12 protein-coding genes are annotated in these 15636 nt (G+C 71.5%); 2 read left to right on the top strand and 10 right to left on the bottom strand.

Annotation, left to right across the window (positions count from 1 at the left end; translation table 11 throughout):
- Positions 1-105 precede the first annotated feature (105 nt).
- On the top strand, positions 106-1404 hold the full coding sequence (gene paaK / locus DCW30_RS01230; protein ID WP_076682765.1) for a phenylacetate--CoA ligase PaaK: 1299 nt from the start codon (positions 106-108) through the stop codon (positions 1402-1404).
- 80 nt (positions 1405-1484) lie between these two features.
- Here paaK and DCW30_RS01235 read toward each other — a convergent pair whose 3' ends face one another.
- From DCW30_RS01235 to DCW30_RS01270, 8 genes are all read right to left on the bottom strand, one after another.
- Positions 1485-2858 carry a tryptophanase gene (locus DCW30_RS01235; protein WP_062772761.1) on the bottom strand — a complete coding sequence of 458 codons (1374 nt, stop codon included), beginning with the start codon at positions 2856-2858 and terminating at the stop codon, positions 1485-1487.
- Complete coding sequence (locus DCW30_RS01240; RefSeq protein ID WP_076682767.1) at positions 2831-4087, bottom strand: tryptophan dimethylallyltransferase family protein; 1257 nt, start codon at positions 4085-4087, stop codon at positions 2831-2833. Before DCW30_RS01240 ends, DCW30_RS01235 begins: the two co-directional genes overlap by 28 nt.
- A 351-nt stretch (positions 4088-4438) precedes the next feature.
- Positions 4439-5788, bottom strand: a complete 1350-nt coding sequence (locus tag DCW30_RS01245) for a cytochrome P450 (RefSeq protein WP_076682769.1) — start codon at positions 5786-5788, stop codon at positions 4439-4441.
- Positions 5785-6390, bottom strand: coding sequence for a GTP-binding protein (locus DCW30_RS01250; RefSeq protein ID WP_062772770.1), 606 nt, complete (start codon positions 6388-6390; stop codon positions 5785-5787). Before DCW30_RS01250 ends, DCW30_RS01245 begins: the two co-directional genes overlap by 4 nt.
- Positions 6365-6754: a DUF742 domain-containing protein gene (locus DCW30_RS01255; protein WP_062772773.1), complete on the bottom strand. Its 390-nt coding sequence runs from the start codon at positions 6752-6754 to the stop codon at positions 6365-6367. The genes DCW30_RS01250 and DCW30_RS01255 overlap by 26 nt, the downstream gene beginning before the upstream one ends.
- Positions 6751-7149 carry a roadblock/LC7 domain-containing protein gene (locus DCW30_RS01260; RefSeq protein WP_062772777.1) on the bottom strand — a complete coding sequence of 133 codons (399 nt, stop codon included), beginning with the start codon at positions 7147-7149 and terminating at the stop codon, positions 6751-6753. Before DCW30_RS01260 ends, DCW30_RS01255 begins: the two co-directional genes overlap by 4 nt.
- Positions 7146-8345, bottom strand: a complete 1200-nt coding sequence (locus DCW30_RS01265; protein WP_079249878.1) for an ATP-binding protein — start codon at positions 8343-8345, stop codon at positions 7146-7148. The genes DCW30_RS01260 and DCW30_RS01265 overlap by 4 nt, the downstream gene beginning before the upstream one ends.
- 446 nt (positions 8346-8791) lie before the next feature.
- Positions 8792-10315 carry an acyl-CoA synthetase gene (locus tag DCW30_RS01270; RefSeq protein ID WP_076682771.1) on the bottom strand — a complete coding sequence of 508 codons (1524 nt, stop codon included), beginning with the start codon at positions 10313-10315 and terminating at the stop codon, positions 8792-8794.
- Positions 10316-10421: 106 nt separating this feature from the next.
- Between DCW30_RS01270 and DCW30_RS01275 the strand changes: the two genes are divergently transcribed.
- The gene (locus tag DCW30_RS01275; RefSeq protein WP_076682773.1) at positions 10422-12866 is read left to right on the top strand and encodes a penicillin acylase family protein; all 2445 of its coding nucleotides are present in this window, start codon (positions 10422-10424) and stop codon (positions 12864-12866) included.
- Between the two features lie 41 nt (positions 12867-12907).
- Here the strand turns inward: DCW30_RS01275 and DCW30_RS01280 are convergent, their stop codons facing one another.
- Together DCW30_RS01280 and DCW30_RS01285 are read right to left on the bottom strand one after the other, a co-directional pair.
- Entirely contained in the window at positions 12908-14473 is a 1566-nt protein-coding gene (locus DCW30_RS01280; RefSeq protein WP_076682775.1) for an acyl-CoA synthetase, read from the bottom strand.
- Positions 14470-15582: an NAD(P)H-dependent flavin oxidoreductase gene (locus DCW30_RS01285; RefSeq protein ID WP_076682777.1), complete on the bottom strand. Its 1113-nt coding sequence runs from the start codon at positions 15580-15582 to the stop codon at positions 14470-14472. The genes DCW30_RS01280 and DCW30_RS01285 overlap by 4 nt, the downstream gene beginning before the upstream one ends.
- Between the last annotated feature and the right edge of the window lie 54 nt (positions 15583-15636).

The following is a 15636-nucleotide window of genomic DNA, read 5'->3' on the forward strand; positions in this document are numbered from 1 at the left end:
CGTGGCGCGCCATCCCTTGACGCCCGGGGCCGGGGCTGGATTACTGACCTCGACGGAAGATCGACGACCGAATGATCGGTCGCCCGTTCGGGACGGGAGAACCACATGACGCGCAGGGCGCTTCAGCTGGACGCGGCGGAACGGCTCGGCCCCCGGGAGCTCCGGGCCCTGCAGCTGGAACGCCTCCAGGCCACCTTGCTGCACGCGTACGAGAACGTCCCGTTCTACCGGGCGGCGTTCGACAAGGCGGGGCTGCGCCCCGACGACTGCCGTTCGCCGGCCGACCTGGCGCGCTTCCCCTTCACGACCAAGGACGACCTGCGGGCCAACTACCCCTTCGGCATGTTCGCCGTCGAGCAGTCGGAGGTGCGGCGCCTGCACGCCTCCAGCGGGACGACGGGGCTGCCGACAGTCGTCGGGTACACCGAGCGGGATCTGTCCATGTGGGCGGACGTCGTGGCCCGCTCGATCCGCGCCGCGGGCGGCAGACCGGGCGACAAGGTGCATGTGGCGTACGGCTACGGCCTGTTCACCGGCGGTCTCGGCGCGCACTACGGAGCCGAGCGGCTCGGCTGTACGGTCATTCCCGCGTCCGGCGGCATGACCGCGCGCCAGGTGCGGCTGATCCAGGACTTCCGGCCCGAGATCATCATGGTGACGCCCTCGTACATGCTCACCCTCCTGGAGGAGTTCGAGCGGCAGGGCGTCGATCCCCGGACGACCTCCCTGCGGGTCGGCGTCTTCGGCGCGGAACCGTGGACCGAGGAGATGCGGCGCGAGATCGAGGAGCGCTTCGCCATCGACGCCGTCGACATATACGGCCTCTCCGAGGTGATCGGCCCCGGCGTCGCGCAGGAGTGCGTGGAGACCAAGGACGGCCTGCACATCTGGGAGGACCACTTCTACCCCGAGGTCGTCGACCCGGTCACGGGCGAGGTGCTGCCGGACGGCGAGCGCGGCGAGCTGGTCTTCACCTCCCTCACCAAGGAGGCCATGCCCGTCATCCGCTACCGCACGCGTGACCTGACGCGGCTGCTCCCCGGCACGGCACGCGTCTTCCGGCGGATGGAGAAGGTGACGGGGCGCTGCGACGACATGGTGATCCTGCGGGGGGTCAACCTCTTCCCCACGCAGATCGAGGAGATCGTGCTGCGCACGGCGGGCGTGGCCCCGCACTTCCAGCTCCGGCTGACCCGCGAGGGCCGCATGGACGCCCTGACCGTGCGCGCCGAGGCCCGCGCCGACACGACCCCCGAGCGGCGCGCGGCGGCGGCCCGCGAGATCGCCGCCGCGGTGAAGGACGGCATCGGCGTCTCGGTGGGCGTGGAGGTCGTCGACCCGGAGACGCTGGAACGGTCGGTGGGGAAGTTCAAGCGGATCGTCGATCTGCGCGGCGAGGGCTGACGGCCGGACCATGGCGCCGGCCTCCCGGGAGATGTGGACCGGGGCCGCCGGCCCCGCGGTGGCGCGGGGCCGAGCGGAGATCAGCCGTCGGACCGCACGGGCTCCAGCTTGATGCTGAAGTGGCGGAGGATCGGCGACTGGCCCACGATGCGGTAGCCCCGCACCGACTCGGGGTTCTTGGCTATGTCCGCCAGGGTGGCGGCGACGTGGTCGTAGTGGCTCCGGGTGTAGACCCGTCGGGGAAGCGCCAGCCGCACCAGCTCGAAAGGCGCGGTCTTGATGGAGTTGCCGTGCTCGTCCTCTTCCCCGAGGTACAGGCTGCCCAGCTCCGCCGAGCGGATGCCGCCGCGGCGGTAGAGCTCACAGACGAGCGCGGTGCCCGGGTACTGGTGCGGGGGGATGTGGGGCAGCAGCCGCCCGGCGTTGACGTAGAGGGCGTGCAGACCCGAGGGCTCCAGGATGTCCACCCCGGCCTCGCGGATGCGCGCCGCGAGGTAGGCGGCTATGTCGGCGCGTTCGGCGAGGTAGGCCGGTTCGGTGACTTCCAGGAGGCCGCGGGCCATCATCTCGAGGTCGCGGCCCGCCAGCCCGCCGTAGGTGGTGAAGCCCTCGGTGGCGATGAGCAGGCCTGCGCACTTCTCGGCGAGCTCGGGGTCCTTCAGACCGATGAAGCCGCCGATGTGGACGATGCCGTCCTTCTTCGCGCTCATGACGCAGCCGTCCGCGAGGCGGAAGGCCTCCTCGGCGACCTGGCGGGGCGTGCGGCCGGCGTAGCCAGGCTCGCGCTGGGTCACCAGCCAGGCGTTCTCCGCGAAGCGCGCGGCATCCAGGATCAGGGGCACGTTGTGCCGTCGGCACAGTTCGGCGGTCTGCCGCAGGTTCTCCATGCTGACCGGCTGACCGCCGCCACCGTTGTTGGTGATGGTCATCAGCACGGCCGCCACGGGCGCCTGGTGCGCGTTCTCCAGCGCCTGCTCCAGGGCGATCAGGTCGATGTTGCCCTTGAACGGGTAGTCGCTGTCGAGGTCCTTCGCCTCGGCGCAGGGCAGGTCGTAGGCCTGGCAGCCGGTCAGTTCGACGTTGGCGCGGGTGGTGTCGAAGTGGGTGTTGGACAGCACGCTCGTGCCCGGTTCGAGCAGCGCGGAGAACAGGATGCGCTCGGCGGCGCGGCCCTGGTGTGCCGGCAGGATGTGGGGGTAACCGGTGAGTTCGGAGACGACCTCGTGCCACCGGTAGTAGCTGCGGCTGCCGGCGTAGGACTCGTCGCCGTGCATGCCCGCGGCGAGCTGGTCCGCGGAGATCGCACCGGTCCCCGAGTCGCTCAGCAGGTCGATGGTGACCTCGTCGGCACGCAGATCGAAGGGGTTGTAGGCGACCCGCTCCAGCGCGGCCTCGCGCTCCGCCCGGGTGGTGAACGCGATCGGCTCTACAACTTTGATGCGGTACGGCTCCACGTGACTTCCTTCTGTGCGGTGTGCGGACTGGCGTGATCGGCGGCTTCGCGCCCGGGGTTCGAAGTGTTCTTGGTCCGTTGCGCGGGCAGCAGGCCGGCTTGCGCGTCCTGCTCCTGGGGCGGCCGGGTCAGGTAGGCCTCGGAGGACAGATAGGCGGTGATGCGGGGCTGCCGGTTCCGCTCGTACACGAGGGCGAGGTAGGCGATGAGCCCGACGCCGTCGCTGAGCCGTCGCCGCGTGAGCGCGCCCAGGCTCCGGCTCAGGGCCGTGGGGTCCATGCCGAACCGGGTCAGCAGGGCGGTCGCCCGGGCGAGGGCCTCCTCGTCGTCGCGCACGTAGTCACGGACGGGGATGTGGAGCGTGAAGCCGCTGGGCTCGCTGTCGCCCTCGGTGAAGGAATGGCAGGTGAGCGCGGACCGCCGCAGGAGCCTCCGCGTGCCGTCTGCCTCCCGCCCGGACGGCGCGAGGGAGCCGGCGGCCGTGTGGAAGAAGGAGCGGATGTCCGCCGCCGATGCCCCGGAGGAGTGGCTGAGCGCGCAGGCGTCGTCGGCCGACATGCCCGCGTGCTTCACGTAGACCTTGACGCGAGGTGACTTCCAGTCGCCCAGGTCCAGTGCGAGGAACGGATAGCCCGCCGCGGGCGGAAGCTGCGCGAAGGCCTTGTCGTAGCCGAGCCGACGCAAGGCTTCTCGCACGGTGCGTGCGGCGTGCTCGGGCCCGGCGGCGGAGGGGTTCAGATAGACCTTGACGCCGGGGACTCCTCCCGCGCGCAGGTCGAGCGCGTACCACAGGGAGAGCGGTCCCTCGGCCGCAGCGGGGAGGAACAGGTCCTCCAGGGCGTCGAGTTGCTCGGTGGAGAAGTCCCATCGGGCGGCCATCGCGCGGATGGCCTCAAGTCCGGCGCGCCCGCTGTCGCCCATGTCGCCGTGGGCCCATCCGGGCTCCACGAGCACCCGCAGGGCCGGGGCGGCGTTTGCCGTGGAGGCGAGGGAGAACTCGACGGGGGTGTGGTCGTCGGAGAGGAAGCTGGGCGACGCCGGGGGCAAGGACAGCGGCCGCCGGGCGGAGCCCGCGAGGGAGTCGAGCAGGACCTGCCCGTACAGCGCGGTGTCCGCCTCGCTCAGGCCCACCGTGGCGCCGAGCCGCCGCAGTTGGCCGAGCACGTGCTCGCCGAGTGTCGTCTCACCGGGTTCGGCCGCCGGTGTCGCGGCCTCGGGCAGGGAGCTCATCGCGTTCCTCGCACGTCGTGGCGCGGGAAGCGTGCGCACGGTGGTGCGCAGGTACGGCGGCGTGCTCCGCCGACGAGGGAGGAGACACGGGCCGATCCGCCGTGAGCGGCGGTTATTCGGCCCTGCGCCTTGTCGGGGTCGCCGCACCCGCACGGGTTCTTCCTGCTGGACGTGGTGCGCCGCTGGCCCGGTCGGTTGCCTGCAGAACGGGGCGCGGAGGTTGCGAGATCCACTGTCTCTCCTTCATCTCGTGTCACTCCAGACACTCCGCGCTGTCCTACCCCATAAATGATCTTTCCATGCAGGCTACAACAACTGCCTGTGTCGCCTGCGTCACAGGGGGTGCGCCGGTCACTGACCGGTCAGCCACCGCATGAAGCTGCTCCAGCGGCCCGGCTTGCCGGCGCCGGGGGCCTGCGGCGCCACGGGCGCGGGGGCGACGGGCGGGTGCGCCTGGTCGCGATGGCGCTCCGACGGCTCAGGGGCGGGCGCGGGGCGCGGGGTGACCGCGCCGAAGCGGACGGGCAGGCTGGCCAGGGCCCGGTTGAAGGGGCCGGGCCGCCAGGCGAGGCTGTTGGCGGGGACGGCGAGTTCCACGTCCGGCAGCGCGTTGAACAGAGCTTCGAGGCCGGTCAGGGCGATGAGCCTGGCCGGTTCCTTGGACGGGCAGGCGTGCGGTCCCGCGCTCCAGGCGAGGTGGCCGCGCGTGTCGGCCCCCTGGTCCGCGAGCGCCGTGTTGGCCGCGCCGAAGGACACCAGGAGCAGTTCACCGGCGCGGACCTTGTCGCCGGCCACGTCCGTGTCGGCGACCGGGTAGTGCGGCGCGTAGTTGGCCATGGGCGCGTTGCGCCACAGGGTGTCGTCGAGGGCCTTGTCGAACTGCCCGTTGCGCGCGTACTCCTCGACGGTCAGCATCGTGTAGAAGGCGTTGCCGATGAGGTTGCCCTCCGGCTCGCCGCCCGCGCCGAGGAGCAGCACCAGCGTGTGCGCCAGTTCCTCGTCGGTCAGCTGGGCCGGGTGCTGCATCAGGTAGGACGTGATGTCCTCCCCGGGGTGGGCGCGCTTGAGCGCCACCAGCTCGCCGACCGCCTCCAGCAGGACCTGGCTGGCCTGCTCGGCGTTGACGCCGTCGAACATGCCGGAGATGCCGAACAGGACGCGGTCGCCGATCTCCGCCGGGCAGCCGAAGAGTTCGTTGAAGACGTACAGGGGGAGCTGCTGGGCGTAGTCCCTGAGCAGGTCGGCGCTGCCGCGGGCGCTGAACTGGTTGATGAGGAACTGGGCGGCCTGGTTGACGATGCGGCTCAGCCGGCTGTTGCTGACGCGGGCCAGGCTCTCGGTGATGGCCTGCCGCAGCCGCACGTGCTCGGCGCCGTCGGTGAACATGCAGTTCGGCCGGTAGGACAGCAGCGGCAGGACCGGGCTGTCGGCGCGGATGAGGCCCTCGTTCAGCGCACGCCAGCGGCGTGAGTCCTTGCGGAAGGTCGTCGGGTCCTGCAACAGCTCCAGGGCCGCGCTGTAGTCGGTCACCAGGGTCGCCTCCACGCCGGGCGCGATCGTGACCGGCGCCGTGGGGCCGAGCTGGTGCATGTAGCGGTAGTACGCGTGCGGGTTGGCCGCGAACTCCGGGGTGTCGAGGGGTATGCGCTGCCCGCTGCCGTGTGCGGGGCAGCCGGGCGGAGGTACGGGAGGGGTTGTCATGCGTGCTCCAGGGCGGCGCGCTTCTGCAGATAGCGGACCATGGTGATCAGGGCGTTGACGGACGACGCTTTGTCGCGCGCGTCGATGGTGACGACCGGGGTGTCGGGCAGCAGGTCGAGCGCCTCCCGGACAGCCTCCGGGGTGTGCACCGTGCCGCCGTCGAACTGGTTGATGGCCACGGCGAAGTCGAGTCCGTAGCTCTCGACCAGGTCCATGACCTCGAAACTGTCGGCCAGCCGCTCGGGGTCCACCAGGACCAGCGCGCCCAGCGCCCCGCGGGCCATGTCGTCCCACAGGTTGACGAACCGCTGCTGGCCCGGTGATCCGAAGAGGTACAGCACGATGCGCTCGCTGAGGGTCAGGCGACCGAAGTCCAGGGCCACGGTGGTCGTGGTCTTCCCCTGTACTCCCTTGAGGTCGTCGACGTTCTCCGAGAGGCTCGTCATCTGCTCCTCGGTGGACAGCGGGGCGATCTCGGAGAGCGAGCCGATCAGCGTGGTCTTGCCGACGGCGAAGTGCCCGACGACCAGGATCTTCACCGCCGTCTGCTGTGCGCCGCTGCGCACGTAGGCGTCCTCAGACAGAGAGAGCCTTGAGGCCATCGAGCACCTCCTGAAGCAAGGTCTTGTTGGCGAGACGAGCCGAGGGCACCGGCGCACGGGTGACCAGATAGCCCCCCTCGGCGAGGGAACTGAGCAGCACCTTGACGACGCCCAGAGGCTGCTGGGTGTGGGCGGCGATCTCGGCGACCGAGAGATAGCCGCTGGAGCACATCTCCAGGATCTGCTGCTCCTCGGGCGAGAGCCGTTGGGGGCGCTGCTGCTCGTCGGTGGACGTCGTGACGAGGGTGATGAGGGCGAACGTGCCCTCATCGGGCAGGTCGCGCCCACGGGTGATGACGTAGGGACGGACTAACGCGCCGGCCTCTGACACGGGTTCCAGATCGGTACGGTCCGGGTCCGTCATGAGGTGACCGTGTCGGTGCGGCGGGCGCTCGACATGGCCTTGCCCAGTCGGCTGACCAGCTGCTGCATCCGATACGTGATGTCGCCCATGTCGACCTCGGCGGACGCCGCCACGGCGAGGTAGGAGCCGCCTCCCGCGGCGTTCAGGAACACCCAGCCGCCGTCGAACTCGATGAGCGTCTGGCGCCAGGACGTGCCGTCGTCGCCACAGAAGAACCCGACGGACCGGCTGAGCGACTGCAGTCCGCTCACGGCGGCGGCCACCTTGTCGGCGTCGTCCCGGCCGATCTCCGCCGTGCGGGACATCTGCAGGCCGTCGGCGGAGATCAGGACCGCGTGGAGGGCATGGGGGATCGCCAGCGCGTCCTCAAGCATCCAGGACAGGTCGTCGCTCACGGGGCATCGAATCCTTCGTGTGAATCGGCAGGAGTGTCGCGTTCGGCGGCCGGTACCCCCGCACTTCGGCCGCTGAGAGTGCCGCGCTGAAACGCGTCCATGGCCGCCACCCGTGCCTCCGCCGACCGGGCCGGCGGCGCGGTGGCTTCGTCGGGCTGGCTGTCCGGCACGAGTGCCATGGCGCGGCGCTTGTTCTGTCGCCGGGGCAGCCCCTCCACGGTCGTGGAGGGGGCCGAACCGCTGCCCCGCGAACCCGGGTCGGTTCCTCGTATCGCGGTCGGCCTCACGGGTTCCGGCATGTCCGTCAGCAGCTCCTTCGGCACCATCACCACCGCTCGGACGCCGCCGTAGGGAGAAGTGCTGTCGATGGTGACCGTGAATCCGAATCGCGCGCACAGCGCGCCGATCACCGCGAAACCGAACGCGGGAGGATTGCCGAGTTCGGAGACGCTCACCGCGGACCCGCCGGCCAGCAGCGCCGTGGCGGCCGTCTTCTCCTCCTCGCTCATCCCGACGCCCGCATCGTCGATCACGATGCAGATGCCCTTGGGGACCGTGCGCACTTCGACGTCCACCATGGAGGTCGGCGCCGAGTAGCTGGTGGCGTTGTCGAGCAGTTCGGCCACCGTCAGCGCGACCGGCTCGACGGCGCGGCTGGTCACCGCGATGTCCACCCGCGAGGCGATGTCGATGCGCTGGTAGTGCCGGATCCGGCCCTGGGCCCCGCGGATCACGTCGTAGATGGACGCCGCGTCCCGCTGCCGGCCGAGCCACCCGCCGCACAGCACGGCGATGGACTGGGCACGTCGGTTGAACTGCGAGTTCATGTGGTCGACGTCCAACAGGTCCCGCAGCACGGCCGAATCGCCGTACTTCTTCTGCAGCCCGGAGATGGCCCGCTGCTGCTCGGCCGCGAGACCCTGGAGGGTCTGCATCGCGGACTTCAGCACGGTGTTGGTCGCGTTCTCCGCCTCCTCCTTGGCCTGCCGGACCACCTCGTCATAGCCCCTGCGGAGCTCTTCGACGGTGGACTGGAGGACGGCGTGGCTGCCCTGCGCTTCGGTCAGGTCGTTCTCGACGCCCTGCTTCTGACGGCGCAACGACTTGATCGTTTTTCGCTGGCGAACGACAACCGTGGTGGCGACAGGGACGCCGGCAGCAAGCGCCCAGACTGTCGGATCCTGCAAAATTGTCATGTGACTCTCTTTGAGCGGCTGGAGTCCAGCTCTCGGATCTGTCCATGCGGACCCTCGGCGTGGGCAGTCTTCACCACCCCGGAGGGCCCCCTGGCTGTAGCCATGCCGAGGAGAAAGCCCACGTGGCATGTGCCCGAGATCGTAACACCGAACGATCATGAGGCTCTGTCAAGTACAACACGCCGTTGCAACGTTGGCGAGAAACCCATGTTCCGGCCAGTGGAGAAGATGTGGGAGCGGCGTGGAGGCTCTCGACATCTGTCCGCCCACTGAACCGATCGGCGGTGCGCCGACTGGATTTCCGCAGTCCACCGCCGCTCCCGCCCGGCAATTGACTGACCGTGAGAGAACGCGGACCGTCAAGGCGAGGCCCCGCCGGCAGGCGTGCGCCCGGCGCAAGATGGCTGATTCGAGCGCGCCCGTGACGGAGAACCGCCGCCCCCTCGTCAGCCGTCGTCGGCGGCGAAGCGGTCCCGCAGCTCCCGTTTGAGGATCTTTCCACTGGCGTTGCGCGGAAGTTCATCCACGAAGAGGATCCGCTTGGGCGCCTTGAAGGGGGCGAGCCTGTCGCGCGCGTGGGCGATGAGCTCCGCCTCCGTGGGCTCCTCGCCCTCGCCGGCGGAGTCCTTGCGCACGACGACCGCCGTGACCGCCTCGATCCAGCGCTCGTCCGGCAGCCCGATCACCGCCGCCTCCGCGACGCCCTCGTGCTCGTACAGCGCGTCCTCGACCTGGCGCGAGGCGACGAGGACGCCCCCGGAGTTGATGACGTCCTTGACGCGGTCGACGACGGTGAAATAGCCGTCGGCGTCGCGTACGGCGAGGTCGCCGGAGTGGAACCAGCCGTCGCGGAAGGCCTCCGCGGTCTCCTCGGGCTTCTCCCAGTAGCCCTCGCACAGTTGCGGTGAGCGGTAGACGACCTCGCCCGGTGTGCCGTCCGGCGCCTCCCGGCCCTCCTCGTCGACGACGCGCGCCTCGACGAACAGGACGGGCCGCCCGCAGGAGTCCATGCGCCCCTCGTGCTCGTCGGGGCCGAGGACGGTGGCGAGCGGGCCGATCTCGCTCTGCCCGAAGCAGTTGTAGAAGGCGAGCCCGGGAAGCCTGGACCGCAGCCGCTGAAGGACCGGCACCGGCATGATCGACGCGCCGTAGTAGGCCTTGCGCAGGGCGCCGAGGTCGCGGGTGGTGAAGCCGGGGTGGCGGGAGAGGCCGATCCACACCGTGGGCGGCGCGAAGAGGCTGTCGGCGCGGCCCGCCTCGACGAGGTCGAAGACGCGCTCGGGGTCGGGACCGTCCAGGACGGTGTTCTCGGCGCCGACCGCGAGGTAGGGCAGGAGGAACACGTGCATCTGCGCCGAGTGGTAGAGCGGGAGGGAGTGGACGGGCTTGTCGCCGGGCTTCAGGTCGAGGGCCGCGATGGCGCTGGCGTACTCGTGGACCAGTGCCCCGTGCGTGAGCATGGCGCCCTTCGGCAGGGCCGTCGTGCCCGAGGTGTAGAGGAGCTGCGCCAGGTCGTCGCCGCGGGGCCCCTCCCCCACGTACGCGGGTGACGCGGGGAGCCGTGCGAGCAGGGAGTCGTCCGTGTCGCGCAGGGCCAGCGTCCGCGTCCCGGCCGGGAGCCGCTCCGCCAGGTCCGGATCGACGAGGACGAGCGAGCTGCCCGACTGCTCCACGATGTACGCGAGGTCGTCGCCGGTCAGGTTCTGGTTGACCGGCACATGGATCAGGCCCGCCCGCGCGCAGGCGAGGAAGCCGATCAGATAGGCGTCGGAGTTGTGGGCGTACGCGCCGACCCGGTCGCCGTCGGCGAGGCCGAGCTCGCGCAGCACGTGGGCCGCGCGCGACACGGCCGCGTCGAGTTCCCCGTACGTCCAGGACCGCTCGCCGTAGTGGAGCGCCGGGCTCTGTGGCGCGCGGCGCGCGCTGCGGCTGAGGACTCCGTCGACCGTGTTGTCGCGTGCACCCGTCATGGCGCGATCCTGGGCGGCGCGCGCCGCCCCGGTCAAGGGAGGGCACAGATGACATACCGCTTGGTACGCTCAACCGCTCCTTCCCTCAACGATGTTGGGAGGCACCATGAGCACCACGCGCACCACGGGCGGCGTACGCCCCCCACGCACCCGTACGAGACGTCTGTCCGCCGTCGGGGTCACCCTGCTGACCGCCGTGGCCCTGCTGCCGGCCGGTGCGGGGGCCGCGACCCGCGACGCGCGCCCCTCGGACGGCGGGCTGCACGCCACCATCCGCTACACGCAGTACGGCATACCGCACATCGTCGCCGATGACCACGCCGATCTCGGCTTCGGCACCGGCTGGGCGCAGGCCGCCGACCAGGTGTGCACGCTCGCCGACGGCTATGTGACCGTGCGCGGCGAGCGCTCGCGCCACTTCGGGCCCGGGGCCGCGCCCGGCTCCGCGCTGTCCTCGGCGTCCACCAACCTGAGCAGCGACCTGTTCTTCCGCGGCGTGCGCGAGAGCGGCACGGTCGAGAAGCTCCTGAAGCTGCCCGCGCCCGCGGGGGCGAGCCGCGACGCCAAGGACCTGATGCGCGGCTTCGCCGCGGGCTACAACGCCTGGCTGAAGCAGAACCGCGTCACCGACCCCGCCTGCGCGAAGGCGTCCTGGGTCAAGCCGATCACCACCCTGGACGTGGCGCGGCACGGCTTCGCCGTCCAGGTGCTCGGCGGCCAGGGCCGGGCCGTGGACGGGATCACGGGCGCCCGGCCGCCGGCCGCCGGCGCGCCCGACCCGGCGGCGCCCGATCCGCGGCGGGCCGCGGACGCCGCCCGCGAGCTGCTCGATCCGCAGGGCGCCGACATGGGCTCCAACGCCGTCGCCTTCAGCGGCCGCACCACCGCCGACGGGAAGGGGCTGCTGCTCGGCAACCCGCACTACCCCTGGCAGGGCGGGCGCCGCTTCTGGCAGTCGCAGCAGACCATCCCCGGCGAGTTCAACGTCTCCGGCGGTTCACTGCTCGGCACCAGCCAGGTCAACATCGGCTTCAACGCCGACGTGGCGTGGAGCCACACCGTCGCCACCGGCGTCCCCTTCAACGTGCACCAGCTCACGCTGGACCCGGCCGACCCGACCGTCTACCTCGTGGACGGCGAGCGGCACACAATGATGAAGCGGACGGTCACGGTCGCCGTCAAGGGCGGCGCCCCGGTCACCCGCACCCAGTGGTGGACCCGCTACGGCCCGGTGGTCACCGGGCTCGGCGCCCAGCTCCCGCTGCCCTGGACCTCGACCACCGCGTACGCGCTCAACGACCCGAACGCGGTCAACCTGCGCGGCGCCGACACCGGCCTCGGGTTCGCCGAGGCCCGTTCCACCGCGGGCATCCTGAAGTCCCTGCGCGAGACGCAGGGGCTGCCGTGGGTGAACACCGTCGCCGCCGACCGGCGGGGCCACTCGCTGCTCAGCCAGTCCCAGGTGCTCCCCCGGATCACCGACGACCTGGCGCGGCGGTGCGGCACGGCCCTCGGCAAGGTGACGTACCCGGCCGCGGGCGTCGCGGTGCTCGACGGCTCGCGGGGCGACTGCGCGCTCGGCTCCGACAAGGACGCCGTGCAGCCGGGCGTCTTCGGCCCCGCGAAAGCGCCGACCCTCAAGGACGCCCCGTACGCGGTGAACTCCAACGACAGCGCCTGGCTGACCAACGCCGACCGGCCTATCACCGGCTACGAACGGATCTTCGGCACCATCGGCACCCAGCGGTCGATGCGCACCCGTGGCGGCATCGAGGACGTGGCGGCGCTGGCGGAGAAGGGCGATCTGACGGTGCGGGACCTCCAGCGCCAGCAGTTCGCCAACCGTGTGCCCGCGGCCGATCTCGCCGCCGGCGACGCGGCGAAGGCGTGTGCGGCGCTGCCGGGCGGGACGGCGACCGGCAGTGACGGCAGCCGCGTCGACGTGGGCGAGGCCTGCCGGGTCCTCGGGCGCTGGGACCACCGGATGGACACCGGCAGCCGTGGCGCCCTGCTCTTCGACCGCTTCTGGCGCAAGCTGACGGCGGCCGTGCCGGGCGACCGGCTGTGGAAGGCGCCGTTCTCGGCGGCCGACCCGGTGCGCACCCCGCACACCCTGAACACCTCGGCGCCCGGCTTCGCCACCGCGCTCGCGGACACCGTGCGCGAGTTGGACACCGCGGGCATCGCCCTGGACGCGCCGCTGGGCGAGCACCAGTACGTCGTACGCGGCAAGCACCGCATCCCGGTCCACGGCGGCACGGAGTCGCTCGGCGTCTGGAACAAGATCGAGGCCGTCTGGGAAGCCGGGCGCGGCTACACCGAGGTCGCGCACGGTTCGAGCCACGTCCAGGCGGTCGGCTGGGACGACGGGCGCTGCCCGAAGGCCCGTACGCTCCTGACGTACTCCCAGTCGTCGAACCCGGACTCCCCGCACCACAGCGACCAGACGCGGCTGTACGCGAAGGAGCGCTGGGTGACGTCCCGCTTCTGCGAGAAGGACATCCTCGGCGATCCCGCGCTGAAGGTGGTGAAGGTGCGCGAGCGCCGCTGAGCATGAGGGGCGGGCCCGGGCTGCGGTCCGCCCCCGCCTCCTCACATCGTGCGCCGGCGGCCCTCCCAGTACGGCTCGCGCAGCCGCCGCTTGTACAGCTTGCCGTTGGGGTCGCGAGGCATGGCCGCGATGAAGTCGACGCTCTTGGGCCGCTTGTAGCCGGCCAGACGCCGTTCGCAGTGGGCGAGGATGTCGGCGGCGAGCGCGTCGCCCGCCTCCCTGCCCTCGGCGACCTCGACGACGGCCTTGACCTCCTCGCCCCAGTCGTCGTGCGGGATGCCGAAGGCGGCGGCGTCGGCGACGGCGGGGTGGGTGAGCAGCGCCGACTCGATCTCGGCGGGGTAGATGTTCACACCGCCCGAGATGATCATGTCGATCTTGCGGTCGCGCAGGAAGAGATAGCCGTCCTCGTCGAGGAGGCCGAGGTCGCCGACGGTGAAGAAGTCACCGATGCGGTTCTTCGCCGTCTTCGCCTCGTCCTTGTGGTAGGAGAATCCGCCGGTGGACATCTTCATGTAGACGGTGCCCAGTTCACCGGGCGGGAGGCGGTTCCCCTCGTCGTCGAAGACGGCCAGCTCGCTGATGGGCCAGGCCCTGCCGACCGTCCCCGGTCTCTTCAGCCACTCCTGGGCGGTGGCGAAGGCGCCGCCGCCCTCGCTGGCCGCGTAGTACTCCTCGACGCACTCGCCCCACCACTCGATCATCGCCCGCTTCACGTGGTCGGGGCAGGGCGCGGCGCCGTGGATGGCGTGCCGCATCGAGGACACGTCGTACGCCGCCTTCGTCGCGTCCGGCAGGGCGAGCAGGCGGTGGAACTGGGTCGGCACCATATGGGTGTGCGTGCAGCGGTGCGCGTCGATGAGGCGCAGCATCTCCTCGGGCGTCCACCGGTCCATCAGGACCAGCGGGTGGCCGATGTGCAGGGCCGCGCCCGCGAACTGGAGCACGGCGGTGTGGTAGAGCGGCGAGCAGACCAGGTGGACGTTGCCGTCGAAGGGCCTGATGCCGAAGATGCCGAGGAAGCCGCCGAGGTAGGACTCCTCGGGGGCCTTGCCGGGCAGCGGGCGGCGGATGCCGCGGGGGCGGCCCGTGGTGCCCGAGGTGTAGTTCATGACCCAGCCGAGGGTGCGGTCCGCGGGCGCCGAGTCGGGCTGCCCTTCGAGGAGTCGCGCGTAGGGGCGGAAGCCGGGGACGTCGCCGACGGCGTAGCGGTGGGTCGCGGGGAGCGCGGCCTCGTCGGCCGCCGCCGCAGCCGCGCCGGCGAACCGCTCGTGCGCGATGAGTGCCTTGGCGCCGGAGTCGGTGACGATCCAGGCGATCTCCGGGCCGACCAGGTGGTGGTTGACGGGGACGAGGTAGAACCCGGCCTGGGAGGCGGCGAGGTAGGCGGTGAGGAACTCGACTCCGTTGGGCAGGACCACGGCGAAGGCGTCGCCGCGCTGCAGGCCCGCCGCCCGCAGGCCGTGGACCAGCTGGTTGACGGCGGCGTGCAGACGGCCCGCCGTCCACTGCTCGCCGCCGGGGGTGACGAGGACGGGGCGTCCGGGGTCGGCGGCGGCCTGCGCCCAGAAGCCGTTGGGGGGTGTGTTGGAGGGCGGTGTGCTCATGCGTGACGTCCCCTTCCCGCGATGCGGTTGACGCGGTCCACGGCCCGTTCGAAGCCGCGGGTCAGGTCGTCGAAGACGTCCTGGACGGCCCGTTCGCTGGTCATCCGGCCGACGATCTGCCCCACGGGCGTGCCGAGCAGCTCCTGCACCTCGTACTTCTGGATGCGTGAGACGGCGTCGGCGACGAGCAGGCCCTGGAGCGGCATGGGCAGGGCGCCGGGGCCCTGCGGGTCGTCCCACGCCTCGGTCCACTCCGTGCGGAGCTGGCGGGCGGGTTTGCCGGTCAGGGCGCGGGAGCGGACCGTGTCGCCGGACCCCGCGGCGAGCAGCTTGCGGGTGAGGGCGGGCGAGTGCAGGTCGGCCTCGGTGGTGGTGAGCCAGAGGGAGCCGAGCCAGACTCCCTGGGCGCCGAGTGCGAGCGCGGCGGCGATCTGCCGCCCGCTGCCGATGCCGCCCGCGGCGAGGACGGGCAGGGGCGTGACCGCGTCGACGGCCTCGGGGGTGAGGACCATGGAGGCGATCTCGCCGGTGTGGCCGCCCGCCTCGTACCCCTGCGCGACCACGATGTCGATGCCCGCCTCGGCGTGCTTGCGGGCGTGCCGGGCGCTGCCCGCGAGGGCGGCGACGAGGACGTCCCGGTCGTGGGCGCGCCGGATCACATCGGCCGGGGGTGAGCCGAGGGCGTTGGCGAGGAGCTTGATCGGGTAGTCGAAGGCGACGTCGAGCTGGCTGCGGGCGACCTGCTCCATCCAGCCCGTGATCCGCCACCCCGACGCCTCGCCCTCGGCCGGCTCGGGGACGCCGTGCTTGGCGAGGACGTCCCTGACGAACTGCCGGTGGCCTTCGGGGATCATGGCCTCCACGTCGGCCTCGCTGACCCCCTCGACCTTCTTGGCGGGCATGACGACGTCGAGCCCGTACGGCCGGCCGTCGACGTGCTCCTGCATCCAGTCGAGGTCCCTGGCCAGTTCGTCGGGCGCCGAGTAGCGAACCGCGCCGAGCACCCCGAACCCACCCGCCCTGCTGATGGCGGCGGCCACGGCGGGGAACGGCGTGAACCCGAAGATGGCGTGCTCGATTCCCAGTCTCCTGCTCAACTCCGTCTGCATGGGCGCAGGATGCCGCAGGGCCCGTCAAGGGGGAAGGGGTTTACTGATGCAGCG

The organism is Streptomyces alfalfae, from assembly GCF_004127445.1.
Lineage (GTDB): Bacteria > Actinomycetota > Actinomycetes > Streptomycetales > Streptomycetaceae > Streptomyces > Streptomyces alfalfae.

What these genes read in the sequence shown, in the direction of transcription:
- paaK (WP_076682765.1), top strand. Translation starts at nt 106, where the DNA reads ATGACGCGCAGGGCGCTTCAGCTGGACGCGGCGGAACGGCTCGGCCCC.
- DCW30_RS01240 (WP_076682767.1), bottom strand. Translation starts at nt 4,087, where the DNA reads ATGAGCTCCCTGCCCGAGGCCGCGACACCGGCGGCCGAACCCGGTGAG.
- DCW30_RS01245 (WP_076682769.1), bottom strand. Translation starts at nt 5,788, where the DNA reads ATGACAACCCCTCCCGTACCTCCGCCCGGCTGCCCCGCACACGGCAGC.
- DCW30_RS01250 (WP_062772770.1), bottom strand. Translation starts at nt 6,390, where the DNA reads ATGGCCTCAAGGCTCTCTCTGTCTGAGGACGCCTACGTGCGCAGCGGC.
- DCW30_RS01255 (WP_062772773.1), bottom strand. Translation starts at nt 6,754, where the DNA reads ATGACGGACCCGGACCGTACCGATCTGGAACCCGTGTCAGAGGCCGGC.
- DCW30_RS01265 (WP_079249878.1), bottom strand. Translation starts at nt 8,345, where the DNA reads ATGACAATTTTGCAGGATCCGACAGTCTGGGCGCTTGCTGCCGGCGTC.
- DCW30_RS01270 (WP_076682771.1), bottom strand. Translation starts at nt 10,315, where the DNA reads ATGACGGGTGCACGCGACAACACGGTCGACGGAGTCCTCAGCCGCAGC.
- DCW30_RS01275 (WP_076682773.1), top strand. Translation starts at nt 10,422, where the DNA reads ATGAGCACCACGCGCACCACGGGCGGCGTACGCCCCCCACGCACCCGT.
- DCW30_RS01280 (WP_076682775.1), bottom strand. Translation starts at nt 14,473, where the DNA reads ATGAGCACACCGCCCTCCAACACACCCCCCAACGGCTTCTGGGCGCAG.
- DCW30_RS01285 (WP_076682777.1), bottom strand. Translation starts at nt 15,582, where the DNA reads ATGCAGACGGAGTTGAGCAGGAGACTGGGAATCGAGCACGCCATCTTC.